Annotated in this window: 20 protein-coding genes and 1 pseudogene; 8 read left to right on the top strand and 13 right to left on the bottom strand. The window is 71.2% G+C overall.

Annotated features, from left to right (window positions below; translation table 11 throughout):
• Positions 1 to 68: 68 nt before the first annotated feature.
• Positions 69 to 1,253, bottom strand: a complete 1,185-nt coding sequence (locus RNL97_RS12540) for a GDSL-type esterase/lipase family protein (protein ID WP_030589282.1) — start codon at positions 1,251 to 1,253, stop codon at positions 69 to 71.
• Positions 1,254 to 1,297: 44 nt separating this feature from the next.
• Complete coding sequence (locus tag RNL97_RS12535) at positions 1,298 to 2,641, bottom strand: UDP-glucose dehydrogenase family protein (protein ID WP_030589285.1); 1,344 nt, start codon at positions 2,639 to 2,641, stop codon at positions 1,298 to 1,300.
• Between the two features lie 207 nt (positions 2,642 to 2,848).
• Here RNL97_RS12535 and RNL97_RS12530 point away from each other — a divergent pair, with 207 nt between their 5' ends.
• A complete protein-coding gene (locus tag RNL97_RS12530; RefSeq protein WP_030589288.1) occupies positions 2,849 to 4,006 on the top strand; it encodes an acyl-CoA dehydrogenase in 1,158 nt (385 codons plus the stop codon).
• A 264-nt stretch (positions 4,007 to 4,270) separates the two neighbouring features.
• Here the strand turns inward: RNL97_RS12530 and RNL97_RS12525 are convergent, their stop codons facing one another.
• Positions 4,271 to 4,843 (bottom strand): dihydrofolate reductase family protein, encoded by a 573-nt coding sequence (locus RNL97_RS12525; protein ID WP_243314171.1) that lies wholly within the window; start codon positions 4,841 to 4,843, stop codon positions 4,271 to 4,273.
• 158 nt (positions 4,844 to 5,001) lie between these two features.
• On the opposite strand from RNL97_RS12525, the gene RNL97_RS12520 reads away from it, so the two are divergent.
• Entirely contained in the window at positions 5,002 to 5,472 is a 471-nt protein-coding gene (locus tag RNL97_RS12520; protein ID WP_030589293.1) for a hypothetical protein, read from the top strand.
• A gap of 133 nt (positions 5,473 to 5,605) precedes the next feature.
• Here the strand turns inward: RNL97_RS12520 and RNL97_RS33100 are convergent.
• A pseudogene (locus tag RNL97_RS33100) lies at positions 5,606 to 6,316 on the bottom strand (hypothetical protein); the annotation flags it as partial.
• Positions 6,317 to 6,410: 94 nt separating this feature from the next.
• Positions 6,411 to 7,724, bottom strand: a complete 1,314-nt coding sequence (locus RNL97_RS12510) for an LCP family protein (RefSeq protein ID WP_078652129.1) — start codon at positions 7,722 to 7,724, stop codon at positions 6,411 to 6,413.
• A 117-nt stretch (positions 7,725 to 7,841) separates the two neighbouring features.
• Here RNL97_RS12510 and RNL97_RS12505 point away from each other — a divergent pair, with 117 nt between their 5' ends.
• Complete coding sequence (locus RNL97_RS12505; RefSeq protein WP_243314170.1) at positions 7,842 to 8,411, top strand: acyl-CoA thioesterase; 570 nt, start codon at positions 7,842 to 7,844, stop codon at positions 8,409 to 8,411.
• Positions 8,412 to 8,488: 77 nt separating this feature from the next.
• On the opposite strand, the gene RNL97_RS12500 is transcribed toward RNL97_RS12505, so the two are convergent.
• Complete coding sequence (locus RNL97_RS12500) at positions 8,489 to 9,991, bottom strand: LCP family protein (RefSeq protein WP_441350721.1); 1,503 nt, start codon at positions 9,989 to 9,991, stop codon at positions 8,489 to 8,491.
• Positions 9,992 to 10,211: 220 nt separating this feature from the next.
• Between RNL97_RS12500 and RNL97_RS12495 the strand changes: the two genes are divergently transcribed.
• Positions 10,212 to 11,240 carry a glycosyltransferase family 2 protein gene (locus RNL97_RS12495; RefSeq protein WP_030589302.1) on the top strand — a complete coding sequence of 343 codons (1,029 nt, stop codon included), beginning with the start codon at positions 10,212 to 10,214 and terminating at the stop codon, positions 11,238 to 11,240.
• 71 nt (positions 11,241 to 11,311) lie between these two features.
• Here RNL97_RS12495 and RNL97_RS12490 read toward each other — a convergent pair whose 3' ends face one another.
• The 4 genes from RNL97_RS12490 to RNL97_RS12475 form a co-directional block, all read right to left on the bottom strand.
• A complete protein-coding gene (locus RNL97_RS12490) occupies positions 11,312 to 12,757 on the bottom strand; it encodes an LCP family protein (RefSeq protein ID WP_106978452.1) in 1,446 nt (481 codons plus the stop codon).
• A gap of 291 nt (positions 12,758 to 13,048) precedes the next feature.
• On the bottom strand, positions 13,049 to 14,812 hold the full coding sequence (locus RNL97_RS12485) for an LCP family protein (protein WP_374115121.1): 1,764 nt from the start codon (positions 14,810 to 14,812) through the stop codon (positions 13,049 to 13,051).
• A gap of 224 nt (positions 14,813 to 15,036) precedes the next feature.
• On the bottom strand, positions 15,037 to 16,425 hold the full coding sequence (locus RNL97_RS12480) for an LCP family protein (RefSeq protein WP_243314168.1): 1,389 nt from the start codon (positions 16,423 to 16,425) through the stop codon (positions 15,037 to 15,039).
• 177 nt (positions 16,426 to 16,602) lie between these two features.
• Positions 16,603 to 17,355, bottom strand: a complete 753-nt coding sequence (locus RNL97_RS12475) for a TIGR03089 family protein (protein WP_030589313.1) — start codon at positions 17,353 to 17,355, stop codon at positions 16,603 to 16,605.
• A 137-nt stretch (positions 17,356 to 17,492) separates the two neighbouring features.
• Between RNL97_RS12475 and RNL97_RS12470 the strand changes: the two genes are divergently transcribed.
• From RNL97_RS12470 to RNL97_RS12460, 3 genes are all read left to right on the top strand, one after another.
• Positions 17,493 to 18,977 carry a peptidoglycan recognition protein family protein gene (locus RNL97_RS12470; RefSeq protein ID WP_313750701.1) on the top strand — a complete coding sequence of 495 codons (1,485 nt, stop codon included), beginning with the start codon at positions 17,493 to 17,495 and terminating at the stop codon, positions 18,975 to 18,977.
• 80 nt (positions 18,978 to 19,057) lie between these two features.
• On the top strand, positions 19,058 to 20,149 hold the full coding sequence (gene manB / locus RNL97_RS12465; RefSeq protein WP_030589319.1) for a mannose-1-phosphate guanylyltransferase: 1,092 nt from the start codon (positions 19,058 to 19,060) through the stop codon (positions 20,147 to 20,149).
• Positions 20,150 to 20,233: 84 nt separating this feature from the next.
• A complete protein-coding gene (locus RNL97_RS12460) occupies positions 20,234 to 21,241 on the top strand; it encodes a DNA-3-methyladenine glycosylase family protein (RefSeq protein ID WP_030589322.1) in 1,008 nt (335 codons plus the stop codon).
• 168 nt (positions 21,242 to 21,409) lie between these two features.
• Here the strand turns inward: RNL97_RS12460 and RNL97_RS12455 are convergent, their stop codons facing one another.
• The 3 genes from RNL97_RS12455 to RNL97_RS12445 all read right to left on the bottom strand — a co-directional run bounded on the left by RNL97_RS12455 (position 21,410) and on the right by RNL97_RS12445 (position 24,283).
• Entirely contained in the window at positions 21,410 to 22,738 is a 1,329-nt protein-coding gene (locus RNL97_RS12455; RefSeq protein WP_106978453.1) for a coenzyme F420-0:L-glutamate ligase, read from the bottom strand.
• 74 nt (positions 22,739 to 22,812) lie between these two features.
• Positions 22,813 to 23,769: a 2-phospho-L-lactate transferase gene (gene cofD / locus RNL97_RS12450; RefSeq protein ID WP_030589328.1), complete on the bottom strand. Its 957-nt coding sequence runs from the start codon at positions 23,767 to 23,769 to the stop codon at positions 22,813 to 22,815.
• A 13-nt stretch (positions 23,770 to 23,782) separates the two neighbouring features.
• Entirely contained in the window at positions 23,783 to 24,283 is a 501-nt protein-coding gene (locus RNL97_RS12445; RefSeq protein ID WP_243314166.1) for a cysteine dioxygenase, read from the bottom strand.
• Positions 24,284 to 25,017: 734 nt separating this feature from the next.
• On the opposite strand from RNL97_RS12445, the gene RNL97_RS12440 reads away from it, so the two are divergent.
• On the top strand, positions 25,018 to 25,281 hold the full coding sequence (locus RNL97_RS12440; protein WP_003968728.1) for a WhiB family transcriptional regulator: 264 nt from the start codon (positions 25,018 to 25,020) through the stop codon (positions 25,279 to 25,281).
• Positions 25,282 to 25,333 lie beyond the last annotated feature (52 nt).

Genomic DNA, 25,333 nt, shown 5'->3' with positions numbered 1-25,333 from the left:
CACCCCCGGGCCTGCCGTCAGCGGCAGCCCGAGTGCGTGGGTCCCGGGTGATCGACGCCTGAGCGGCTTCAGATGCGCTCCGCCCCCGCGAACGGTCCCCCCGGACCGAAGGCGAACGCCCCGAAGCGCTCGCCCATGCGACGGTGGGCGGCGGCGTCCGGGTGCAGCCGGTCGGGCAGCGGCAGCTCGGCGTGGTCGGCCTCGCCGTACAGGGTGAGGCCGTCCAGGTGGAAGAGGTGGGGGTCCGACGCCGCCCGCTCCGCCACGATCCGGGCCAGCTCCCGCCGTACGACGCGCAGCGTCAGCTTGCCGCGAGCCGCGTCGGCCGGGTCTCCCAGCGCCGTGAACCCCACCCGCCCCTCGGAGACGTCCGGGGCGGCGGGCCCCGGGGTGTCCTCCTGCCCGGGGCAGAGGATGGGCGAGACGACGAGCAGCGGCGCGGTGGGATGCCCGTCGCGGATGGTGTCGAGGAACCTGTGCACGGCCGGTCCGAAGTCGCTCAGCTCCATCGCGTCGCGGTTGACGAGATTGATGCCGATCTTGACGCTGATCAGGTCGGCGGGGGTGTCCCGCAGCGCGCACGCGGTGAACGGATCGAGGAGCGCGCTGCCCGCCAGCGAGAGGTTGACCAGCTCCACGCCTCCCGCCGCGGCCGCCAGGGCGGGCCAGGCGGTGGCGGAGCTGTCGGCCGAGGACCCCTGGCTGATGGAACTGCCGTGGTGCAGCCAGACCGGCCGGCCGCCCGGCTCCTGGGCCTCGACCGGAGCGTCGGTGCGCAGCCCGAGCAGCTCGGTGGTCTCGGTGTACGGGAGCCAGATCTCGACGGTCTTCTCCCGCGCGGGCAGCCCGGTGAAGGATACGGCCCCGGGGCTGCCGGGGAACAGCTCCCGCGCCCCGTCGGACAGGTCGACCATCAGCACGTTGCCGCCGCTCGCCGAGGCCCGGCCGGCCGGCTCGCCGTCGATGTACAGGTCGTACGCGCCGTTCGGGAGGGGCGGGAGGCCCCGGTGGCCGATCACCGTGCGCAGGACGTCCAGCTCCACGGCGGTGGCCCGGGTACGGAAGATCACGCGCACACCCGAGGGCTGCGACTCCGCCTGCGCCACCTGCTCGTCGCCGCCGGACCGGGCGCGGGCCGGAGCGGGCAGCCGGTGGGGGAGGAGACCACCGCGCTCGGTGCGCTCCAGTTCGAGCGCGCCGCGCAGAAGGCCGTCGGTGAGCGGGGTGGTGATCCAGTCGTGCGAGTCGTCCATGGGCTCAGCCTGTCCGCTGCAGGCGGGGCGAAGCCAAAGGCGCCCTAGGCCTTCGGGCGGCCCATCGCCCGGTACGTCCACCCGGCCTCGCGCCACACCGCGCTGTCCAGGGCGTTGCGCCCGTCCAGGATGATCCGGCGGGCGGCCACCTCGCCCAGCTCGGCCGGGTCCAGCTCGCGGAACTCGCGCCACTCCGTGAGGTGCAGCACCACGTCCGCGCCGCGCACGGCCTCCAACGCCGAGTCCGCGTAACCGAGGGTCGGGAACAGCCGCCGGGCGTTGTCCATCCCCTTCGGGTCGAACACGGTCACCTGGCCGCCCTGGAGGTGGATCTGCCCGGCGACGTTGAGCGCGGGGGAGTCGCGTACGTCGTCGGAGTCGGGCTTGAACGTGGCGCCCAGGACCGCCACCCGTGTGCCGAGGAACGAGCCGCCGCCCGCCGCCTCGCGGGCCAGCTCCACCATGTGGCCGCGGCGGCGCATGTTGATGGAGTCGACCTCGCGGAGGAAGGTGAGCGCCTGGTCGGCGCCCAGCTCGCCGGCGCGGGCCATGAAAGCGCGGATGTCCTTGGGCAGGCAGCCGCCGCCGAAGCCGATCCCGGCCCGCAGGAACTTCTTCCCGATCCGGTCGTCGTGCCCGATGGCCTCGGCGAGCTTCACGACGTCACCGTCGGCGGCCTCGCAGACCTCGGCCATGGCGTTGATGAAGGAGATCTTGGTGGCGAGGAAGGAGTTGGCGGAGGTCTTCACCAGTTCGGCGGTCGGGAAGTCGGTCACGACGAACGGCGAGCCCTCGGCGACCGGCACGGCGTACACCTCGCGGAGCACCTTCTCGGCGTTCTCGCTCGTGACGCCGACGACGATCCGGTCGGGGTGGAGGGTGTCCTGCACGGCGAAGCCCTCGCGGAGGAACTCCGGGTTCCAGGCCAGCTCGGCCCCGGGGCCCACCGGAGCCAGCTCGGCGAGCCGGTCCGCGAGACGGGCGGCGGAGCCCACGGGAACGGTCGACTTGCCGACGACCAGGGCGGGCCGGGTCAGATGCGGGGCGAGCGCGTCGAAGGCGCTGTCCACATGGCTCATGTCGCAGGCGTACTCGCCGTGCTTCTGCGGAGTGTTCACACAGACGAAGTGGACGTCGCCGAACTCCGCGACCTCCTCCCAGGAGGTGGTGAAGCGCAGCCGCCCACTGGACCCCTCGATCCCGGCGACGTGCCGCTGGAGCATCTCCTCCAGCCCCGGCTCGTACATCGGTACGCGGCCGGTCGAGAGCAGCTCGATCTTCTCCGGCACGATGTCGAGCCCCAGGACCTCGAAGCCCAGCTCGGCCATGGCCGCGGCATGGGTGGCGCCGAGATAGCCGGTGCCGATCACAGTGATCCTGAGGGCCATGGAGTGCTCCTGGGAGGTGCGGACGGACGTGCGGACCGAGCATAGTCGGGGACCCCGAGGCAGGAATTCACCGCTCCATCCGCCCGGTATCTCCGCCGTGTCCCACCCTTGTCGGCAAGCTCACGTACGCGACACGTATGCCGCCGGGCGGTCCGCGCACTAAAATTGAGTTACTTAACGGTAGTTAGCATCTGGGGAGTGAGCGTCTTGGCGGGTTCGACCGATTTCGACCTGTACCGTCCGGCCGAGGAGCACGACATGCTCCGCGAGACGATCCGCGCGCTCGCCGAGTCGAAGATCGCCCCCTTCGCCGCCGCGGTCGACGAGGAGAGCCGCTTCCCGCAGGAGGCGCTGGACGCCCTGGTCTCGTCGGACCTGCACGCCGTCCACGTCCCGGAGGAGTACGGCGGGGCCGGTGCCGACGCGCTCGCCACGGTCATCGTGATCGAGGAGGTGGCCCGCGTCTGCGCCTCCTCCTCCCTGATCCCGGCCGTGAACAAGCTCGGCTCGCTCCCGGTGATCCTCTCCGGCTCCGAGGAGCTGAAGGCCAAGTACCTGGGCCCGCTCGCCCAGGGCGACGCGATGTTCTCGTACGCCCTCTCCGAGCCGGACGCCGGCTCCGACGCGGCGGGCATGAAGACGAAGGCCGTGCGCGACGGCGACTTCTGGGTGCTCAACGGCGTGAAGCGCTGGATCACCAACGCGGGCGTCTCCGAGTACTACACGGTCATGGCGGTCACCGACCCGGCCAAGCGCTCCAAGGGCATCTCGGCGTTCGTCGTCGAGAAGTCCGACGAGGGTGTCTCCTTCGGCGCCCCGGAGAAGAAGCTCGGCATCAAGGGCTCCCCGACCCGCGAGGTCTACCTCGACAACGTCCGTATCCCCGCGGACCGCATGATCGGCGAGGAGGGCACGGGCTTCGCCACCGCGATGAAGACCCTGGACCACACCCGCATCACCATCGCGGCCCAGGCCCTCGGCATCGCCCAGGGCGCGCTGGACTACGCCAAGGGGTACGTCCAGGAGCGCAAGCAGTTCGGCAAGCCGATCGCGGACTTCCAGGGCATCCAGTTCATGCTCGCGGACATGGCGATGAAGATCGAGGCGGCCCGCCAGCTCACGTACGCGGCCGCCGCCAAGTCGGAGCGCGGCGACGCGGACCTGACCTTCCAGGGCGCGGCGGCCAAGTGCTTCGCCTCGGACGTCGCGATGGAGGTCACCACGGACGCCGTCCAGCTGCTCGGCGGCTACGGCTACACGCGGGACTACCCGGTGGAGCGCATGATGCGCGACGCCAAGATCACGCAGATCTACGAGGGCACGAACCAGGTCCAGCGCATCGTGATGGCGCGCAACCTGCCGTAACGGCCTTCCGCGCAGCGCCCCTTGTACGGCCCCCGGCGGCTCCGCCGGGGGCCGTCGCGTCGTCGGCCTCCACGCTGGTCCCCTTGTAGGCGGGCAGTGGCGCCCGGACCGTCCGACCGACTACGAGCGGGCCCTGCCGTGGCTCCGCCGGGAGGCTCGGGTGGTCGACACCGCGGGCGTCGTGCCCGGCCAGGTGGCGCGGGTCGTCCCACGAGGGGTGCGCGTCGGCCGGTGAGGCGCGCGCCGGCCGACCGGACCGGCTCGTCAGCGGACGACCTCGAAGACGTTCTTCTGGATGCCGTTCGCGTACACCTCGTGCTCGACCAGCTTCAGCTTCTGCTGGTCCTTGTCCGCCGTGCTGAACAGGCGCTTGCCCGCGCCGAGCAGGACCGGGAAGACCAGCAGGTGGTACCGGTCGATCAGGTCGGCGTCGGCGAGGTTCCGGTTCAGCTCGGTGCTGCCGTGCACGATGATCGGGCCGCCCTCGGTCTCCTTCAGCGCGGCGACCTCGTCCAGCGACCGCAGGATCGTGGTCTCGCCCCAGTCGGACACCAGGTCGCCGGCGGTCAGCTTGGTGGAGACGACGTACTTCGGCATCGCCTTGTACCCGGTGAACTCCTCCATGCCCGGCCACACCGGACTGAACGCCTCGTAACTGGCCCGGCCCATCATCAGGGCCGCGGCCTCGTCCTGCTCCCGGGCCTTGAGCTCGTACGCCTCCGGCAGGAACTCGATGTCCTTGAACGTCCACCCCGAGTTCCGGTAGCCGGGCTCGCCGCCCGGGGCCTCCATGACACCGTCGAGCGAAACGAAGGCGGTGCTGATCAGGGTGCGCATCAGGTCTCCTGGGTGTGTCGGGGCGGGCCTCGTTCGGCGCCCGGCGTGCTTCTCACTCTTACGGATGCACTGACCGCGTGCCGGGCGGGAACTCATCGCTCGCGCGCCTTCGAACCGCCGGACGGCACCCCGCCCACGGGCCGGTAGCCTCCCTCCCCATGACCGAACTCGACAGGCTGACCGCCCTCTTCAGCGCCCTGGGGGCGGACGCCGACGCCCGGGACTGGGCCGAGTCCGAGGCCGAGGAAGGGCTGCCGCAGCTCGCCCGCTACCGGCTCCTGCGGACGGTGTGGCAGGACGTCGACGCCTGGGGCACGGCCGCCCGGCAGTGGGTGGACGCCTACCGCGCCGACGGGGCGGCGGCCGACGCCGTCGAACGCGCCCTCGCGGCCGGGCTCACCCCCGAGGACCTCGGCGCGCTGGCCCGCGAGGTCGCCAGGGAGACCGCGTTCGGGGTGCTGTACGCCCTGGCGGACCCGGCGGACGGCTCGCTCCCCGCCGAGGTCGAGGCGCAACTGCCCGGCTGGCGGCTGGCGGAGCTGAACGCGGCGGGCGCACCGACCGGCCGCCATCTCGACGCCCTCCACGAGGACTTCGCCGAACTCGAACCGAAGGGGATCGCGCCGTGACGGCGATGAACGCGGTGACCGGCGCGACGGCTGTGAACACCGCGACGCGCAACAGCGCGACCGTGATGCGCGAAGCGGCCACCCGGCTCGCCGAGCGGTACGGCTGCGCCGACTGACCGCGCCCTGCCTGCCAGGCCGCCTCCCGGTGCTGGGCCCGGCAGTCGCGGCAGTGGCCCGGGTGGGGGGAGCGGAAGGCCCGTTCGCAGCCGTCGCAGGTCTGGAACGGAGTGACCGGCGCACGGAGTGGTGGCGCGAGGTCACGGATGCGGGGAAGCGGGGGCGGCAGGAGGGCCGTGAGGCGGTGCTTGAGGAGCCTCGCCGGGTGCTTCAGCGGCTTCGGGAGGTCGGCCGTGAGGGCGTGCCGGATCGCGTCGGTGGTCGCGTCGCGTTCGAGCCAGGCGGCCACCCCGGGGACCAGCTCCTCGACGTCCTGCTCCGAGAGCACCAGCTCTTCCGCGTGACGCCGCAGATCGGCGAGGAACGCGGAGGAGGCCTGCCGCAGCTCCGGGGTGAGCGCGTGGCGGTGGGGGAGCGGCCGACGTGGCTGCTTGGGTGCGGCCCGCGACGGTAAGCGGACCGGGCTGTGCGGTGCTTCCGGTACGGAGGTGGGCTCGGGTGCGCGGATGGGCTCCTGCACGGGGAAGGCCACCGGCACGGCGGTGGGCTCCGGTACGGCGGTGCGCACCGGCACGGCCGTGGGTTCCGGCACCGGTGCCGGAGCCGGTACGCGGATGTGTTCCCGTACGAGGGCGGGCGCGGGCGCAGGGCCCACCACGGGCGCCACGGGCACCGCCCCCGGCTGGTTGCAGAACACCGTGCGGGTGCCCACCCGGCCCTTTCGCATCACCTACGGCACGTAGCGCGTCAGGGCGTCCACGGACGACGAAAGGGCGCCGGGCGGCAAAAGCCCGGCGCCCTCAACGGCTGGATCCACGGCCTCAGTTGCCCTTGACCGTGACCTTCTCGTCGTTGTTGAGCTGCTGCACCAGCTGCTTCACCTTGGCCTTGTCCCAGACGAGGTTGCCGCCGACGCTGCCCGAGATCGGCATGTTCAGCGACGTACCGTCGCCGCCCGTGACGCCCTTCATCGCGAAGAACATGTTGCCCAGCGCCCAGAGCGACATGTCCTTGTCCACGATCAGCGTGTCCAGGCCCGCACCCATCGTCGGGTACAGCTTGAACGGGTTGAGGATCGTGGACGGGGTCGCCGTCTGGCTCGCCAGCGCCGCGAGGAACTTCTGCTGGTTCTTCGTACGGTCCAGGTCACTGCCCGCGAACGCGTACCGCGTGCGGACGAAGGCGAGGGACTGCTCGCCGTTCAGCGTCTGCTTGCCCGCCTGGAAGTCGGCCCCCGACTTCTTGTCCTTGAACGCCTTCGGGATGTCCATCTCGACCCCGCCGATCGCGTCCACGATCTTCGCGAAGCCGCCGAAGCCGATCTCGACGTAGTGGTCGATGTGCAGGCCGGTGTTGAACTCGACCGTACGGACGAGGAGTTCGGGGCCGTCCTCGGCGTAGGCGGCGTTCAGCTTCACCTGCCGGCCGGTGCCCTGGAACGTCTTCCCGGACTCGGACCCCTTGAAGGACGGGATCTCCACGTTGGAGTCGCGCGGCAGCGAGATCAGCGTCGGGCCGTTGGAGCCGTCGTGCAGGATCATCATCGAGTCGGTGCGCTTGCCCTCGGCGGAACCGGTGCGCAGCCGCTTCTTCTCCTCGGCCGACATACCCTCGCGGCTGTCGGACCCGACGATCAGGTAGTTCGTGCCCTCCCCGGACTCCGGCCGCTCGATGACCTTGGAGAGGTCCACCTCGCGCTTCAGCTTCGAGTCGGCCCAGAAATACGTCGAGATCGAGACCGCGAGCACCACGACCACCAGGGTCAGCGCGCCGAGCTTGATCCGGCGGCGCCAGTCCGGGGCCGGGCGGCCCTGGACGTAACCCCCGTCACCGCCGCCGCGCCGGCCACCGCCGCCCCGGCCGTCGGAGCCGCCGCCCCCCGATCCGTAGACCTGGCCCGTGTTGTAGCCGCTGTCGTATCCGGGCTCGGGGCTGCTGCCGTAGCCGCCGTCCTGGTAGCGGTCGTCGTACCCCTGGCTCTGCGGCGGCACCTGAGGCCGCTGCGGGGTACGGGGCTGGGCCGGGCGGCGCTGGATGTGCGGCATCGCCCGCGCGCCCTCGGGCTGGGGGCCGGCACTGCCCCGCCCGTAGTGTTCGCTGCGGTCGCCGGTCCGTCGATCGGGCCAATCGTTCATCCGAACAGTGTGCCGTCCCGGCCCACGGCTATTACAGGGTGTAAGGGAAATCGCACCAGGGCTGTTGCGAACCTGATGCATTCTGCGGGATCGCGGACCCCGCATAAGGTGGGCGGTATGACAGATCAGGCCACTGGCGTAACAGATCCGGCCAACCACTCAGAGAGTGAGATTCCGGGCAAGCCGACCGCGGCGTCCCGGACCACCCTCAGCCACATCATGACCGGCAGCGACACCAACCTCCTCGGCACGGTGCACGGTGGCGTGATCATGAAACTGGTCGACGACGCCGCGGGCGCGGTGGCCGGACGGCACTCCGGTGGGCCCGCCGTGACCGCGTCGATGGACGAGATGGTCTTCCTGGAGCCGGTCCGCGTCGGGGACCTCGTCCATGTGAAGGCCCAGGTCAACTGGACGGGCCGGTCCTCCATGGAGGTCGGCGTCCGGGTCATGGCCGAACGCTGGAACGAGTCCACCCCCGCCCAGCAGGTCGGCAGCGCCTACCTGGTCTTCGCCGCCGTCGACGGGGACGGCAAGCCGCGCCGCGTACCGCCGGTGATCCCCGAGACGGAGCGCGACAACCGGCGCTACCAGGAGGCGCAGATCCGGCGCACCCACCGGCTCGCCCGCCGCCGTGCGATCAAGGAACTGCGCGAGAAGCGCGCCGCCGAGGGCATCGACGACTGAGCCGCCTCCCGTACGGTCACGGCCTTACGGACCCACCGCCCCGTACGGTCACGGCCCCGCAAGCACGCCCCCGGTCCCTACGGGCACACCACCTCGTCGCCCGTCACCGTGCCGAACCGGCCCGTCTGACGGGTCTCCGACTTCACCCGCTGCACCTTCGTGAAGTCCGAGCCCACCGTCACCTTCATCTGCGGGCCCTGGCCCGTCACCGCCTTCAGTTCGCTGCCGGGCAGCGCCGTGGCCAAGGACTTCGCCGACCGGTCCCAGCGCGGGTCGTACTCCACGAGCGTCCGCTCCAGCTCCCGCACCTCCCCGTTGAGCGGGGCCTCGGTGGTGGTGAACCCCGTCGCGCGCAGCGCCGCGTCCACGGTCCGGCCGAGGCCGTCCTTCGGGGTCCCGTTGTAGACCTGGACGCGGATCTTCCCGGGCGCCACGTCGACCAGCTTCGCGGACTGCTGCTGAGGTCCCGCCGCGGGCTTCGGCTTCGGCTTCGCCGGGGCCAGCGGCTTGTCCTCGCGCAGGGCCCGGAACAGCTTCTTCGCCTCCTTCGCGTCCCACTGCACCGTCGAGCCGATGCCCTTGACCGGGAAGCTGGGGTTGCCGACGGGCACGGAAGCGAACTCCGACGAGGCCGGCCCGAAGTCCTTCATCGCCTTGCCGAGCGCCAGCATCTGCTCCGTACCGAAGCCCTTGTCGGCCCGGACCGAACCGAGCACCGACCCGGCCACCTGCTGGAACTTCACCGGGTTCAGCAGCACCCCGCTGCTCGTCGCCTGCTTGATCAGCGCCGCCATGAACTTCTGCTGGCGCTCCATCCGGCCCAGGTCGGATGCCAGGTCCACATGGCGCGAGCGGACGTACTGGAGCGCCTGGCCGCCGTCCAGCTCATGCGTGCCGGCGGGGAGGTTCAGCCCGGTGTACGAGTCCTTCATCGGCCGCGCCGTGCAGATCTTCACCCCGCCCACCGCGTCGACCGTCTTCATGAAGCTGGTGAAGTCGACCTCCAGATAGTGGTCGACCTTGATCCCGGTCATGTTCTCGACGGTCCGCACGGTCAGCGCGGGCCCGCCCTCCGCGTACGCGGCGTTCAGCTTCACGGGGTGGCTCGCGTGGTGTTTGCCCGTGGTGCGGTCGGTGTGGGCGGGCATCTCGGCGTAACTGTCCCGGGGAAGGCTGACCACGCTCGCCCGCTGCCGGTCGGCCGACAGATGGACCAGCATGATCGTGTCGGTGCAGTGGCAGGGCGCGCCGCCGAGCTTGTACTTCTTCTTCTCGGCCTTGGTGATCGTGTCGCGGCCGTCCGTGCCGACGAGCAGCAGATTCGTGCCGTGGCCCCCCTCGGGGCGGTTCTTCATGTTCTGGAACGGATCGACCCGGCCGATCCCGCCCTCCAGGCTGCTCACCACGGCGTGACCGATCCCACCCGCCCCCAGCACCAGCACCGAGAGACCGGTGGCCACCCGCATGCCCCAGCGCGGCCGCTCGTCCTGCTTGCGGAGCCGGACCGGCCGGGTGCCCTGCGGCGGACGGCGTCGCGGGGGAGTGGTGCTGGGGCGCTGCGGTCGTTGCGGTGCGGGCACGGGGGAGACACCTCCGGGGTGCAAGGGAGACACCTCTGCGGTGCAAGGGGACCATCGCACGGTAGGCCCATACGATCTCCGTCCCGGCCCGCGACCCGGCGGCGCGCACCGGTGTCCCCCATTCGCGGTAACGTGGCGGCCGAATACCGCCGCCTCCCGGGGCGCCCGCCGCCCGCGGCGCGGAACCCCCCGGCGCCCCCGAGGACCCCCCGAGGACCACATGTCTGCCGCGCAGTACCCCGCCGTCTCCGTGATCATGCCGGTGCTCAACGAGGAACGCCATCTCAGGAACTCGGTCCGGCACATCCTGGAGCAGGAGTACCCCGGCGAGATGGAGGTCGTGATCGCGCTCGGCCCGTCCGCCGACCGGACGGACGAGATCGCCGCCGAGCTGGTCGCCGAGGACCCCCGGGTCCACACGGTGCCCAACCCCACCGGCCGCACACCCGCCGCCCTCAACGCGGCGATCAAGGCCTCCCGCCACCCCGTCGTCGTCCGGGTCGACGGCCACGGCATGCTCTCGCCGAACTACATCGCGACCGCCGTCCGCCTCCTGGAGGAGACCGGCGCGCAGAACGTCGGCGGCATCATGCACGCCGAGGGCGAGAACGCCTGGGAGGACGCCGTCGCCGCCGCGATGACCTCGAAGATCGGCGTCGGCAACGCGGCCTTCCACACCGGCGGCCAGGCGGGCCCGGCCGAGACCGTCTACCTGGGCGTCTTCCGCCGCGAGGCCCTGGAGCGGGCGGACGGCTACAACGTCGAGTTCATCCGCGCCCAGGACTGGGAGCTGAACTTCCGCATCCGCGAGGCCGGCGGGCTGATCTGGTTCTCGCCCGAGCTGAAGGTCCAGTACCGCCCGCGCCCCACGGTGAAGGCGCTGGCCAAGCAGTACAAGGACTACGGCCGTTGGCGCCACGTCGTCGCCCGGTACCACGCCGGCTCGATCAACCTGCGCTACCTGGCCCCGCCGACCGCCGTCGTCGCCATCGCGGCGGGCCTGGTCCTCGGCGCGACCGTCACCCCGTGGGCGCTGGTCGTCCCCGGCGGTTACCTCGCCGCGATCGTCGTCGGATCGCTGCCCGCGGGCAAGGGCCTCTCGCTGAAGGCCCGCGCCCAGATCCCGGTGGCGCTGGCGACGATGCACATGTGCTGGGGCTTCGGCTTCCTCACCAGCCCCCGGTCCCTGGCCAAGCGGGTCATCGCGAGCCGCCGCCCGGCGATGACCGGCAGCAGCGAGACCGTCTGAACCGATGACGCACGAGGGGCCCCACCGCTCGGCGGTGGGGCCCCTCGTCGCGTGCGCGTTCCGCTACGGGGTCACCAGGTGTAGTTCGGGTTGACCTTCATGCAGGCCTCTTCCTCGCCGTTGAGGGCGCCCGCCGACTCCGGGGTCTTCTCCGTGCCCTTGGACACCGGATAGGCCCCGTCCTCACGCCAGTCCGCGCCCACCGCGAGCGAGATCCCCGACACATCGGTGGACCGCTTCACCTGCGACAGCGGAACCCCGAGCGCCTTGGCGACCGCCTGCGCGTCACCCTCCAGATCCGCACTCGGATACAGGATCGCCGTGCGCGCCACCCCGGTCACGTTGTTCGAGTCGATGCTGGTCCGCCCGAAGCCCGCGTTCTTCAGCTGGTCCCCCACCTCGCCGGCCCGTCCCGACGCCGGTCCGAGGCCGTCGGTCGCGGTCCCGTTCCGTACGGAGACGGCGATCTCGCCGACCGGCGCGGACGGATCCTTGGGCTCCGCCGGCTTCTTCCGCTTGGAGGCCTTGCCGTCCAGCGGCACGTCGTCCCGCACCATCCGGAACAGCTGCTCGGCGTCGCCCGCCTTCGGGTACACCCGGCCGCTGTTGACCCCGGTGCCGTACACGTTCGGCATGGTCGACATCGTGATGCGCTTCGTCGGGACCTTCTTGAACTCCTCGGCCAGGTCGTAGAGCTTCTTGACCGTGTCCAGCCCCTTGTCGACCGTCAGCGCCTCGGTGGCCGCCTCGGCGAGGTTCATCAGCTTCGCGGGGTCGCTGAGCTTGGTGCCCTTGCGCAGCTGACGCACCATCGAGTTCATGTACTGGTGCTGGGCCTTGGCCCGCCCCAGGTCGGTGTTGTCCTCGAAGCCGTACCGGGTGCGCAGCCACTGGAGGGCCTGCTCGCCCTTGATGTACGTGGTGCCCTTCTCCAGCTCCAGCCCGGAGCCCTTGCCGTCGGCGTTCCGCGAGCGGATGTTGGCGTCGACACAGACCGGGACGCCGCCGATGGCGTCGGCCATGGACACCACACCCGCGAAGTCGATCATCATGAAGTGGTCGATCCGGATGCCGGTCAGCTCGTACCAGGTGGCCACCGTGCACCCCGGACCGCCGCGTCCCAGGCTCTGGTTGGTCTGCACGTCGCGGGTGCTGGCCGGGAACACCTCGCCGTCCGGGGCCGTGCACTTGGGCATCTTCAGCATGGTGTCGCGCGGCATGCTGATGACGGAGAGGTTGCTGCGGTCCGCGGAGAGGTGGAGCAGCATCTGCACATCGGCGAGCGGGGTCGCGCCGAAGGTCTCCTTCGCGCCGCCCAGCTTCTGGTTGGCCTTGGAGTCGCGGGCGTCGGAACCGATGAGCAGGATGTTGAGCGGGGTCTGCCCGGCGGCGTTGGCCTTGTGATCGGCCATCTGCTTGTCGCCGAGGGTCAGATCCTCCTTCTTGATGTTGCCGTTGAGGTGCTCGTAGTAGAGATAACCGGCGCCACCGGTGCCGAGTATGAGCACGGCGAGCACGGAGGCGCTCCAGCGCAGGACGCGCCGCTTGCCGCTCTTGGGCGCGCGGCGGCTGCTGCGCGCCCGGGCGTCGGCCGAAGCACCGTGCCGGTGTCCATCGGCCCGACGGCCGGGCTCACCGCTCCCGGGCGCGTCACCGCCCTCCGCGTCCCGGCGCTCACCCCGGCCTCCGTCCCCGCCTGGCCGATCGCCGCGGCGGACGCGTGATCGCGTCTCCTCCCCGGGCATGCTGCTCCGTCCCACCGGACCCCCCTGCTGTTCAGATTTCCGCTGTGGCGCGGTGACCCGATGTCACTTGGCGCATACCGCCTTGTCGGCGCTCGCTTGCTCGACGCCTTCCGGAGCCTTCGCCGGTCCGGTGATGAGCTGGCCCGCGCCCTTGAAGTCCGCCCCCAGCGTGAGCACCATCGCCTCAAGCCCCTCGGCGTCGGCGGTGCCCTGCTTCATGGCCGTCGCGGGAAGCCCCATCATCTCGGCGAGCGCCCGGGCCTGATCGGCCTGGTTGGGCGCGTACTCCAGCGTCGTCTTCTTGATCTTCTCAGGTGCGTTGGCCTTGTTGGTGGACTTCAGCACCCCCTGCTCGTTCTGGAGCCAGGTGACGGTCGAACCGGCCGCTCCGGGGATCCCGCCACCGTTGAGGACGTCGACCCGTACGTCGGCGGGATCGGCCTTCGGACCCTTGAGCAGGGCCGCCTGCTTGCCCTTGGCGTCCTTCTCCTTCTGCTTCACCTCGGTCAGCGAGGTGTCGGAGCGCATCATCGCGAAGAGCTGCTCGCCCTTGACCGGGTCCACGACCACGGTGACGGGCTTCGGCTCGGCCGGGTTGTCTATCACCGGCATCGTGAGGAAGGTGATGTTCTTGGTGTCGACCTTGGAGATCTCCTGGGCGAGCGTCATCAGCTTCTTCGCGTCGGCGATGGCCGAGTCGACGGTCAGAGCGTTGGTGGCGGCGTCGGCCAGCTTGTACAGCTTCTTGGGGTTGGTCAGGGTGTCGCTCGACTTCATCTCGCGGATCATCGAGCCGAGGAACTGCTGCTGCACCTTGATCCGGTCGAGGTCGCTCCGGTTGCCGAAGCTGTCGCGCGTCCGCAGCAGGGCCAGCGCCTTCTCGCCCTGCACCTTGGACTTGCCCTGCGGCAGCACCAGATGCGACTTCGGGTCGTCGACCGGCTTCGACATGCAGACCTCGACGCCGCCGACCGCGGTGGTCAGCTCCTTGACCGCGTTGAAGTCGACCATCATGAAGTGGTCCGGCTTGAGGCCGGTGATGTTCTCGACCGTCTTCATGGTGCAGCCGGGGTCACGGCCGTTCTGGCCGAGGCTGGTGTTGAAGCGCTCGTTCGGGGTACCGGGGATGACGGCGGAGGTGCCGTCCGACTTCTTCGCCTCGCACTCGGGGATGTCGGTCACCAGGTCGCGCGGGATGCTCATCGCCGTCGCGTTGGTCCGGTCCTCCGAGACGTGGAACAGGATGTTGGTGTCGGCGTGGCCCGTGCTGCCCTTGTCGCCGTACCCCTCGTTGCCCTTGCCGGTGCGCTTGTCGGTGCCGATGACCAGGATGTTCATCGGGCCGTCGGTGACGACGTTCTTGCTGCCGGCGTCACCCACGTCGATGGAGTCGATGTTCCCGTTGAACTTCTGGTACAGGACGTACGCGCCGACCGAGGTGCCCACCACGACGAAGGCCATCACGCCGCCCGTCCACAGCAGCGCCTTCTTCTTGCGCGACTTCTGCGGCTTGCGCTTCCGCCGGCCGGGCGTGGGGGGCTCGGCGGTCCCACGGGCCCCCTGGGAGCTGCGGCGGCTGCGCTGGCCCGGCACCTCGCGGCGCGCCCCGTCCGCGGCGGCCCCGCGGCGTCCGGAACCCTCGCGGGACGAACCGGTCCGGGACTCCCCCCGGCGGCCGGTTTCCTCGGCAGTCGCCGTACGCGCGGAGCTACTCGACTCCCCAGCGGAGTGATCCAGTCGCAATTCGTAATTACCGGTGTGCGGGTTGAGTACCCACTGGTCGGCGGGGTCGATATCGTCCGCCCGTCCACGACTGTGCGCGTCCACGGTTGCCTGCGTCCTCCGTCGGTGCCACGCGAGGCGCCCTCCCCCGGCAGGGCGCTCGTTCCTTCGCTCCAGCAGTGCACGACCTGACGGCCGGAAGCACCGGATCGCGTCACACTATCCGGCCGATTCCAGGTCGAGCGACGTGCGTGACACATTCCACCCCCCTTACAACCGGGCATACTTCCCATTCCGCGCCGATTATGTTCTGTGTCTTGGCAATTGCTTTACTGCTTGCACAGGTCGTCCGCCGCGCTCGAACCCGAATAGGTGGGTGTCGGCGTGGGGCTTTCGGACCCGGCGTCGTCCGGCTTTCCGTCCTGTCCGCTTTCCCGCTCCCGTTCCGCCTCTTCGACTTCATCGGCCGGGACCACGGCGACGGGCTTGTCCTCGCGGAGTTGCTTGAACAGGTCCCCCGCGTCCGGTTCGACGAGTTCGTCCCGGTTGGGGTTGTTACGGTACGGCTGCCGGGGCACGGTCAGGAACTGCACCTGCTCGGTGGGTACGTTCCGCATCCCGCGCACCAGGTCGTACAGATCGCGCAGCGAGTCCAGCCCCGGGTCGGTGGTCAGCGACTTGGTGGCCGCGTCCAGCACCGGGTAGAGCCGCGTCGGGTTCAGCAGGACGCCGTTGCTCTGCATCTTGTTGACGAGAGCGCCGAGGAACTGCTGCTGGCGCTCCATGCGTTCGGTGTCGCTGCCGTTGCCGAGGGATTTGCGCGCCCGTACGTATCCGAGGGCCTGTTCGCCGTCCAGCTTCTGCCGGCCCGCCGGGAGCTCCAGGTGCGCGTCCTTGTCGTCGATCGGCTCCTTCAGGCAGATCTCGACCCCGTCCACCGCGTCGACCATGTCCTTGAAGCCGTTGAAGTCGACGACCATGTGGTGATCGACGCGGATGCCGGTCATCCGCTCCACGGTCCGGATCGTGCAGGCGGTGCCGCCGAGCTCGAACGCCGTGTTGAACTGGGTGAACTGCTCCCGCGTCTTCCTGTCGTCCCCGGTGCTGCAGCTGGGGATCTCCACCATCAGGTCGCGGGGGATCGACACGGCCGTCGCGCTCTTCCGGTCTGCCGCGAGGTGCAGCAGGATCGTGGTGTCGGAGCGCTGGCTGCCACCGTCGTCCCGCCCGTACTTCCGGTTGTCCCCGGCCCGGCTGTCGGACCCGATGAGCAGGATGTTCTGAGCGTCCATGACGACCGGGGTCGGCCGCTCCTTCTCGTACGCCTTGAGTTCGGCGGCGGCGCTCGTGTCGGTGGTGATGTTCCCGTCGAGCTTCTTGTACATCCACCAGCCGACCCCCGCGGCGACCAGCACGAGGAACGAGGCGGCGAGCGCGGTCCAGCGCAGCCAGTGGCTCCTGCGGGCGGCGACGATGCCGTCCTTGGGCTGATCGGCCCAGGTCCGCACACCGTCGGCGTCCGCCGCGGGGGCGGGGCTCTCGGAAGCCGCGCCCTGGGAAGCGGGGCCCCCGGAAGTCGCGTCCTCGGAAGTCGCGCCCTCAGGGGCCTCGCCCTCGGGCTGCCCGGACTCTTCCCGCGACCTGTCCTGCGGCTTGTCCTCGGCCGGGCGGTCCGGGTCGGACGGCGGGCCAGCACTGTCGGTCACGTCTGCGTCCATCCTTCACGTTCGGCGGCGCGAGGGGCCGCCGGTCGCAGGAGTAGACGGCTGAAACTCGCGCTTGGTTGTGCACGACAAGGAGAGTGGTCTGTACCGCTCGATCATCTACCCGCTCCGGTGTCGTTCGCCGAGGACTCGGCCCGCTGTGGGCCGGACGAGTGGACCTCAGCGCGCTTGTCATACCGCGGTGTTGGTGACCCGCTCGCTCTCGACCCGCTTGGCCAGTCCGTCCGCGTCGAGCTGCCCGACGTGGCGGCACAGCACCACGGACCCGCCCGCCGCCAGGGGCGCGAAGAGCCCGGTGCTCAGCCCTTCCCAGGTGTCGTACGTACGCCCGGTGAGCAGCCGGGATCCCGGTACCAGGCCGAGGGCGGCGGCGTCCTCGCGGGCCCGGGCGACGAGCTGCGCGCCCGTCAGCTCGGCCCCGCCCACGGCCAGCGCGGGGGCGTCGGCGTCCACCGGGGCGAAGGGCGCGAAGCGGTCGCCCTGGCTCGGCACCTCCACCGCGTAGTCCGCGAACCCCTCGGGCGCCTGCGGGAACCGGCCACCCAGCGGACGCAGAGCCAGGGCGACACGCTCACCCCGGCAGGCCCGCGCCCGCTCCAGGGTGTCCGGGCCGGTCACGACGAGGTCGGCGGCGGCCGGGTCGCCCTGGACGTCGGCGACGACCCCGACGGAGGAACAGGCGAGCAGCCAGACCGCGGACTGCCAGTGCGCGGGCAGCAGCAGGGCGAGCCGGTCGCCCGGCTCCGCGGCCAGGTCGCCCTGGAGCAGATTGGCGGTCTTGGCCACCCAATTGGCGAAGGTGGCCACCGACAGTTCGACGCGTTCTCCGGTGGCGTCGTCGTAGAAGGTGACCAGGGGGCGGGCCGGGTCCGCGGAGAGCGCGGATCGCAGCAGGTCGGCGGGGGTGCGGTCGCTGGAGTTCATCCGCGCAAGCGTACGCGGGGGCGCGGTGCCGGGCGGGCTGAACGGGTGTCACGTACACCGGTTCGGCAGACGGAGTGTCATGAAGGAACCGATGTCCGGGTAGCCGGAGTCGTCGCTCTATGTTCAGGATCGTCCGTATGCGTGCACTATTGGTCACCTCAGTCGGCGTCACCTGCGCGGCGGCCCTCACTCTGCCGCTCGCCGCCCCCGCCCTGTCCGCCCCGCCCTCGCACTCCGCCTCGGCCCGGCCGCCTTCCGTGTCCCCCGAATCACCGGGAGCCGGCCCGCCGTCGGTACGGGCCGCCGAACTCCCCGCCGCCGCGTCCGCGGGCTCGACGCAGTCCCTGCCCCTGGAGCCCCTCGCCGCACCGTCCGACCGGATCGCGGGCGCGGCGGCCGGCCAGGGGTTGGAGCGCCGGACCGCCCGGCCGTTCTCCCTCGTGGGGGTGGTCTGGGACGACGCGGAGGCCGAACTCCACGGCACGGTCCAGGTCCGTACCCGGGCTGCCGGCGGGACGAGCTGGTCGGACTGGCAGGACGTCGAGACCCACAACGCCGAACACGCCGCCGACCTCGGCAGCGACGAACGGTCCTCCGGCGCCGTGCGCGGCGCGACCGCCCCTCTCTGGGTCGGCGCATCGGACGGCGTGGAGGTCCGCGTGAGGCCGGAGCCGGGCGATCCGCAGGGCCGGTCCGAAGCCGCGCCGCTCCCCGAAGGGCTGCGCCTCGAACTCGTCGACCCCGGCCCGGACCCGGCATCCGAGCGCGCCGCGGCGGCGGCCCCCGAGCCCGCGCGGGCCGCCCCTGTCGGCCGGACCGCCACCGCGGCGACGTTCGCCGTCCATCCGGCCCCGCCCACGACGACACCGGCGGTCGTGCCGGAGGTGCTCACCGCCGAGTCCGAGGCGGCCTCGGCCGTCAACGCGGAGCTGGCACCGCTCGGCGCGTCCGTCATCCCCGCGCTGACCAAGGCGGAGACGGAGGAGGCGGCGAACGCCGCGGCCGGGGCGAAGCCGTACATCGGACCCCGGCCGAGGATCATCACCCGTAAGGGCTGGGGCGCGGACGAACGGCTCCGCGAGCGCCAGTTCGCGTACACCAGGACCGTCAAGGCGGCCTTCGTGCACCACAGCGCGACCGGGAACAACTACACCTGCAGGCAGGCGCCCTCGGTGCTCCGCAGCATCTACCGCTACCACGTCAAGAGCAGCGGCTGGCGCGACTTCGGCTACAACTTCGCCGTCGACAAGTGCGGAAACATCTACGAGGGCCGGGCCGGCGGAGTCACGAAGGCGGTCCTCGGAGCGCACACCCTGGGCTTCAACACCAACACCATGGGCATCGCGGTCCTCGGCTCCTACTCCTCCACCAACCCGCCCGCCGCCGCCGTGACCGCCGTCTCCAAGCTCACCGCCTGGAAGCTCGGACTGTTCGGGCGCAACCCCAAGGGCAAGGTGACGCTCGTCTCCGGCGGAAGCAACAAGTACAAGGCGGGCGCCAGGGTCAAGATGAACGTCATCTCGGGCCATCGGGACGGCTTCGCAACCGAATGCCCCGGAGCGCGTCTCTACAAGAAGCTCGGCACGGCCCGGACCAGCTCCGCCAAACTGCAGGGCCGCTGACCGGAGCGGGGCTCGACCGGTCTGCTTAACTGACCAGTCACAAACTAGGCCAAGCCCCAGCAGGAAGCAGAGACGGTGCTGTGACAGAGGCAAAAGAAGCGATTCTCCTGGTCGGTGGCAAAGGCACCCGGCTGCGCCCGCTCACGGTGCACACCCCGAAGCCGATGGTCCCGGCTGCGGGAGTCCCCTTCCTCACCCACCAGCTGGCGCGGGCCAGGGCGGCCGGGGTGGAGCACATCGTGCTCGCCACGTCCTACCTGGCCGAGGTCTTCGAGCCGTACTTCGGTGACGGCTCCTCGCTCGGTCTGCACATCGAGTACGTCACCGAGCAGGAGCCGCTCGGCACCGGCGGAGCCATCCGCAACGTCGCGCCGAAGCTGTCCTCGGGGCCGGACGAACCGGTCCTGATCTTCAACGGCGACATCCTGACCGGGCTCGACATCCGGGCCCTGGTCACCTCGCACACCGTCTCCGGTGCGGATGTCTCCCTCCACCTGACCCGGGTGGAGGACCCGCGCGCCTTCGGCCTCGTGCCGACCGACGCGACGGGCCGGGTCACCGCCTTCCTGGAGAAGCCGCAGACGCCGGAGGAGATCGTCACCGACCAGATCAACGCCGGGGCGTACATCTTCCGGCGCTCGGTCATCGACACGATCCCCGCCGGCCGCCCGGTCTCCGTCGAACGCGAGACCTTCCCCGGACTGCTCGCCTCCGGCGCCCACCTCCAGGGCATGGTCGACTCCACGTACTGGCTGGACCTCGGCACCCCCGGCGCCTTCGTCCGCGGCTCCGCCGACCTCGTCCTCGGCCGCGCCCCGTCCCCGGCGGTCCCCGGCCGCTGCGGCGACCGCCTGGTCCTACCGACCGCCTCCGTGGCCCCGGACGCCAAGCTCACCGGCGGTACGGTCGTCGGCGCCGGCGCGGTGATCGGCGCGGGCGCGAGGATAGAGGGCTCGACGGTCCTGGAGAACGCGATCGTCGAACCGGGCGCGGTCATCACGGACTCCCTGGTCGGGGCGGGCGCGCGGATCGGCAGCCGTACGGTCCTGGCGGGCGCGGTGATCGGCGACGGGGCCCAGGTGGGCGCGGACAACGAGCTGCTCGACGGGATCAGGATCTGGTGCGGATCGACGCTGCCGGACGCCTCGGTCCGCTTCTCCTCGGACCAGTAGCCCTCCTGCCCGTACCCTCGACAGAGCCGGGGGAGGAGCAGCAGCCCTCCCGCACCGACGAGCACCCAGGGACACCGAGGCTTCGTGGCAGGACGATTCGCCCCCCGCACGACACGGGCAGCGCTGCCGCACCAGGCCGCTGTTGTCCGCCGACCGCCCACGCCCTCCTCGCCCGAAGGACCTCCCCTCACCCGGGAGTGGACGCCACCGGCCCCCCTGGACCTCCGCCTGGTGCTGGGCCCGCTGCGCCGGGGCCCGGCGGACCCGACGTTCCGGATGGTGGGGGACGGCACGTTCTGGCGGGCGACCCGGACACCCGCGGGCCCCGGCACCCTGCGCATCGCGCGCCACGGCGACCGGATCGCGGCGGCGGCGTGGGGCCCCGGCGCGGACTGGCTGCTGGAGGGTCTGCCGACGCTCCTGGGCGCGGAGGACGACCCGGACGCGTTCGTCCCGCGCCACCGCCTGCTGGCCCTGACCCGGCACCGCCGCCCGGGCCTGCGCCTGCTGCGCACGGGCCTGGTGCTGGAGTCGCTGATCCCCTCGATCCTGGAGCAGAAGGTCACCACGGACGAGGCGTACCGCGCCTGGCGCCACCTGGTCCGCCGCTTCGGCGCCCCCGCCCCCGGCCCCACCGCCGACCTGGGCCTGCACGTCATGCCGGACCCGCGCGGCTGGGCGATGATCCCGTCCTGGGAATGGCACAAGGCGAACGTGGACGCCAAGCGCTCGTCGACCATCCTGCGAGCCGTACGGGTGGCCCGCCGCCTGGAGGAAGCGGCGACGATGCCCCTGCCCGAGGCCCGAGCCCGCCTCCAGCTGATCCCCGGAATCGGCCCCTGGACGGCGGCGGAGACCCTCCAGCGCTCGAACGGCGCGGCAGACGCGGTCACGGTGGGCGACCTGCACCTCCCCGGCATCGTGGGCCACGCCCTGGCGGACAACCGCAACGCGGACGACGAGGAGATGCTGACGTTGCTGACCCCCTACGAGGGCCAACGCCACCGAGCGACGCGCCTGATCCTGCTCTCGGGCCGCATCCCGGACCGCAGGGCCCCGAGGATGCAGCCGGGCAACATCGTGAACCTGTAGCTTTCCAGCGCCTCCGGCCGCTTCCCGCCCCACCCCGCCATTGCCCAGCGCCTCCGGCAACTTCCAGCCCTCCGGCGATTGAGGAGCGGGGCCCGGGGCGAGCCCCGGTTTCGGGGAGGGGCGGGTAGGGGACAAGCCCCGCGCAGCGGCCCACGCCCCGCCCCCACCTCACCGCACGGCGATAAACCCCTCCGCCTCCCGAACAGCCCGCTCCCGAGGCGCTCCCACGCCATGGCCCACAGCCACCGCCCCCAACGGATCCCAGGACGACGGCAGCGAGAGCACCTCCCGCACCACCGGCCGGCAGAACATCGTCGAGGACACCCACGCCGACCCCAACCGCTCACCCGCCAACGCCACCAGGAAGTTCTGCACCCCGGCCCCCGCCGCGACCACGAACATCTCGCGCTCCGCGGTGTCCCGCCGCTCGTCCCCGTACGTATGGGAGCCGTCCATCACCAGGCACGGCACCACCAGATACGGCGCGTTGCGCAGCACATCCCCGCGCCGCACCCGCTTGGCGATCGACTCCTCGCTCTTCCCGTCGCGCCGCAGATCCTCGATCCACGCCTCCCGCATCGCGTCGAGCAACCGCGTGCGCGACTCGGCGGACTCCAGCAGCACGAACCGCCACGGCGTCGTGTGATGAGGCGCGGGCGCGGTGACGGCAGCCGCCACGGCACGCCGCACCGCCCCCGGATCCACCGGCTCGTCGCTGAACTCGCGCACCGTACGCCGCAGCGTCACCGCTTCGCGCACGGCCTCGGACGTACCCAGCCGGAACATGTCGTCGGCAGCACTGCGCACCAACGTCCGAGCACCGGGCTCGTCGTCGGAGGCGACCACATGCGACAACCCCCGGACCACCGCCACCGGCAGCCCTTCCGCCTTGCCCTTGACCAGATCCCCGGCCGAGGCCAGCTCGTCCGCCGTGGCCACGACGGTGGCGCTGAGCGGATTGCCGTACGCGTCCGTCCCGCCCCGCAGATCGTCCAGCACCCGCACCCCGGCCGCACCGATCGCGACGTCGGTCAGCCCGTTGCGCCAGGGCCGCCCGAAGGTGTCCGTGACGACGACGCCGACCTGCACGCCGAGGATGTCGCGCAGCCCGTCCCGGATGGTCCGGGCGGAGGCGTCGGGGTCCTCGGGCAGCAGGAGCACGGTCCCGGCGGGAGTATTGGACGCGTCGACCCCCGCGGCGGCCATGACCAGCCCCTGCCGGTTCTCCACGATCCGCAGCGTCCCGCGCCGGGCGACGACCCGCACGGTCTCGGCGTCGATGGCGGCCTCACGGTCCGCGGCCTCGACGATCCGGCCCTCGGCCTTGGAGACGATCTTCGAGGTGACGAGCAGGACGTCACCGTCGACGAGCCCCGGTTCGGCGGCGGCGATCAGCTTGGCGAGATCGTCCCCGTCCCGCACCTCGGGCATTCCGCCCACGGCCCACACACGGAAGGAAGGCGCGGCCCCGGCCCCGCCCTCGGGGACAGCACGCACCCCCTCACCGGCTCCGGGCGAGCTGCCCACGCCCCCGCCGGCCTCGACCGAGCCGCCGGCCCCGGGGACCGCACTCACGCCCGGACCTCCTCGGCCAGAGCCAGCGCCTGGCGGGCCATCTCCGCGGTCGCGTCCACGTCCGTCATCATCAGCGGCACCGCCCGGCAACGGATCCCCGCCGCCTCCACCGCGTCGACCGCACCCGCGTCCACCGTGTCCACCAGCCACCCGTCCAGCAGCCCCGACCCGTAGTGCTGGGCCACGGCCGAGGCCGTCGACTCGACGCCCACCGCGGCGAGCACCTTGTCCGCCATCCCGCGCACGGGCGCGTCCCCGACGATGGGGGAGAGGCCGACGACCGGCACGCCCGCCTCGGCGATGGCCTCGCGGATCCCGGGCACGGCGAGGATCGTGCCGACGGACACCACCGGGTTCGACGGCGGGAAGACGATGACATCGGCGGCGCCGATGGCCTCCAGCACCCCCGGAGCCGGCTTGGCCTGCTCCGCCCCGACCGGCACGATCGCCCGCGCCTCGACGGACGCGCGCAGCTTCACCCAGTACTCCTGGAAGTGGATCGCCTTGCTCTCGCCGTCCATCTCGACGGCGACATGCGTCTCGACCCGGTCGTCGGACATGGGGAGCAGCCGCACGCCCGGCTGCCAGCGGGCGCAGAGCGCCTCGGTGACCGCGCTCAGGGGGTAGCCCGCGCCGAGCATCTGCGTACGGACGATGTGGGTCGCGAAGTCGCGGTCGCCGAGACCGAACCATTCGGGGCCCACGCCGTATGCCGCGAGCTCCTCCTTGACCTGGAAGGTCTCGTCGGTACGCCCCCAGCCCTGCTCCTCGTTGATGCCACCGCCGAGGGTGTACATCACGGTGTCGAGGTCGGGACAGACCTTCAGCCCGAACAGATGGATGTCATCACCCGTGTTGCCGATCACCGTGATGTCCGCGTCGGGCGCGGCCTGCTTGAGGCCGCGAAGGAAGCGGGCACCGCCGATGCCACCGGCCAGAACAACAATGCGCATGCACAGCAGTCTGTCAGGCGGGTACGGCGTCCACGGCCGTCGGGGCGCTCTGGCTCGGGTGCATCGGCATCTCGGTCAGGCCCGGGTAGTAGATGTGCAGACTCACGGCCGGTTCGAGCGAGTCGTTGACCACTTCGTGGACGTACCCCGGGGCGAAGGACCGCTGCGCACCCGCGCCGAGGGACTGCGTCCCGCGCTCGGTGTGCTCGGTCAACTCGCCTTCCAGGACCGTCAGGACGCCGGCGGAGAGGCCGTGGCCGTGCCGTCCGCTGCCCTGTCCGGGCACCCAGCTGAGCAGCCACACCTCGTAGCCGGGGCCCTGGTGCAGGCGGTGGTACCAGCGGGAGGCGGAGTCGTACCGGACGATTCCGGCCCACCGCGCGCGGTCGGCCGCGATGGAGCGCGCGAGGCCGACGAACTCGGAGACGGTGGAGGGGTGCTCGCGGGCGGGCTGCAGGAGGTGCTGGACCTCGAGGATGTCGCCGGCGATCTGAAGGTCGCTGTCGCTGTTCATTGCTGCGGTGGTTCCTCGGCATGGGGGGCGCGTGCGGGGGAGTCGCGGTGAGCGTCGGCAGCTCGGCGGGAGCTGCGGGGAAGTACCGGAGGCGCGGCTCGACCGAAGGCCGGGAGCGTGAGGGCTCAGGAGTCGAGCGCACCGATCAGCCGGAATCCGGAAGAGGCCGGACCAGAGCTGGAGCGCGGGGGCATCAACAGCTGTGACAGCTGGAACAGCAACAGCGGGCCTGGACAGCGCTACGGAACCCACGGACGTGGGTGACGTGCAGGGCTGTGGTCGCTGGCATGGAGTCAAGGAGACCGGCTCGGCCGTCCGCTGTCAACCCAATGCCCGATATGGGGGCAATGTTTCACCCCTTCCGGTCGCCGGGTTCGGAGAAAGGTTTATGCACCCAAGGGCGGGGACATGTGGCGCATCATCCGTGCTCTCAAACGTGGCCGGCGATCCGTGACCTGACTGTGATCTTGGTCGCTTCGGTGATCGAATCGCAACACGGGGCCGACCTCGTTCGTCTTCACCGGAGAGGGTGCGGGGCTGTGGAGCCCGTGGCATATGTCAGATTTTTGCTGATTTGAACACTTACCGCATACGCTTGGTTCCGCAGAGTGAATCCCTGGGCCAATAGCAGATCCTCGCTTGACTGCCCCAGAGCACAGATTTGTAATTTCACTCGTGTCGTTCAGCCGCAAAAGGCTGCATCACGGGACGCAAGAGACAGACGAGGGGCGCACATGACCGAGCTGTTCCAGCAACTGCTGGTCGAGGACGCGGACGAGGAACTCGGCTGGCAGGAGCGCGCACTGTGCGCCCAGACCGATCCCGAGTCCTTCTTCCCCGAGAAGGGCGGATCCACCCGCGAGGCCAAGAAGGTCTGCCTCGCCTGCGAGGTGCGCTCGGAATGCCTTGAGTACGCCCTCTCCAACGACGAACGCTTCGGCATCTGGGGCGGGCTCTCGGAGCGGGAGCGGCGACGCCTCAAGAAGGCCGCCATCTGACCCGAGGCCGCCCGCCGGCGCCCGACACCGGCCGGGCCGCCCTTCTCACCGG

The sequence above is a fragment of the Streptomyces parvus genome (assembly GCF_032121415.1).
GTDB lineage: Bacteria > Actinomycetota > Actinomycetes > Streptomycetales > Streptomycetaceae > Streptomyces > Streptomyces globisporus_A.
The sequence above is the reverse complement of the archived record's forward strand: the minus strand, read 5'-3'. Positions and strand labels throughout refer to the sequence as shown.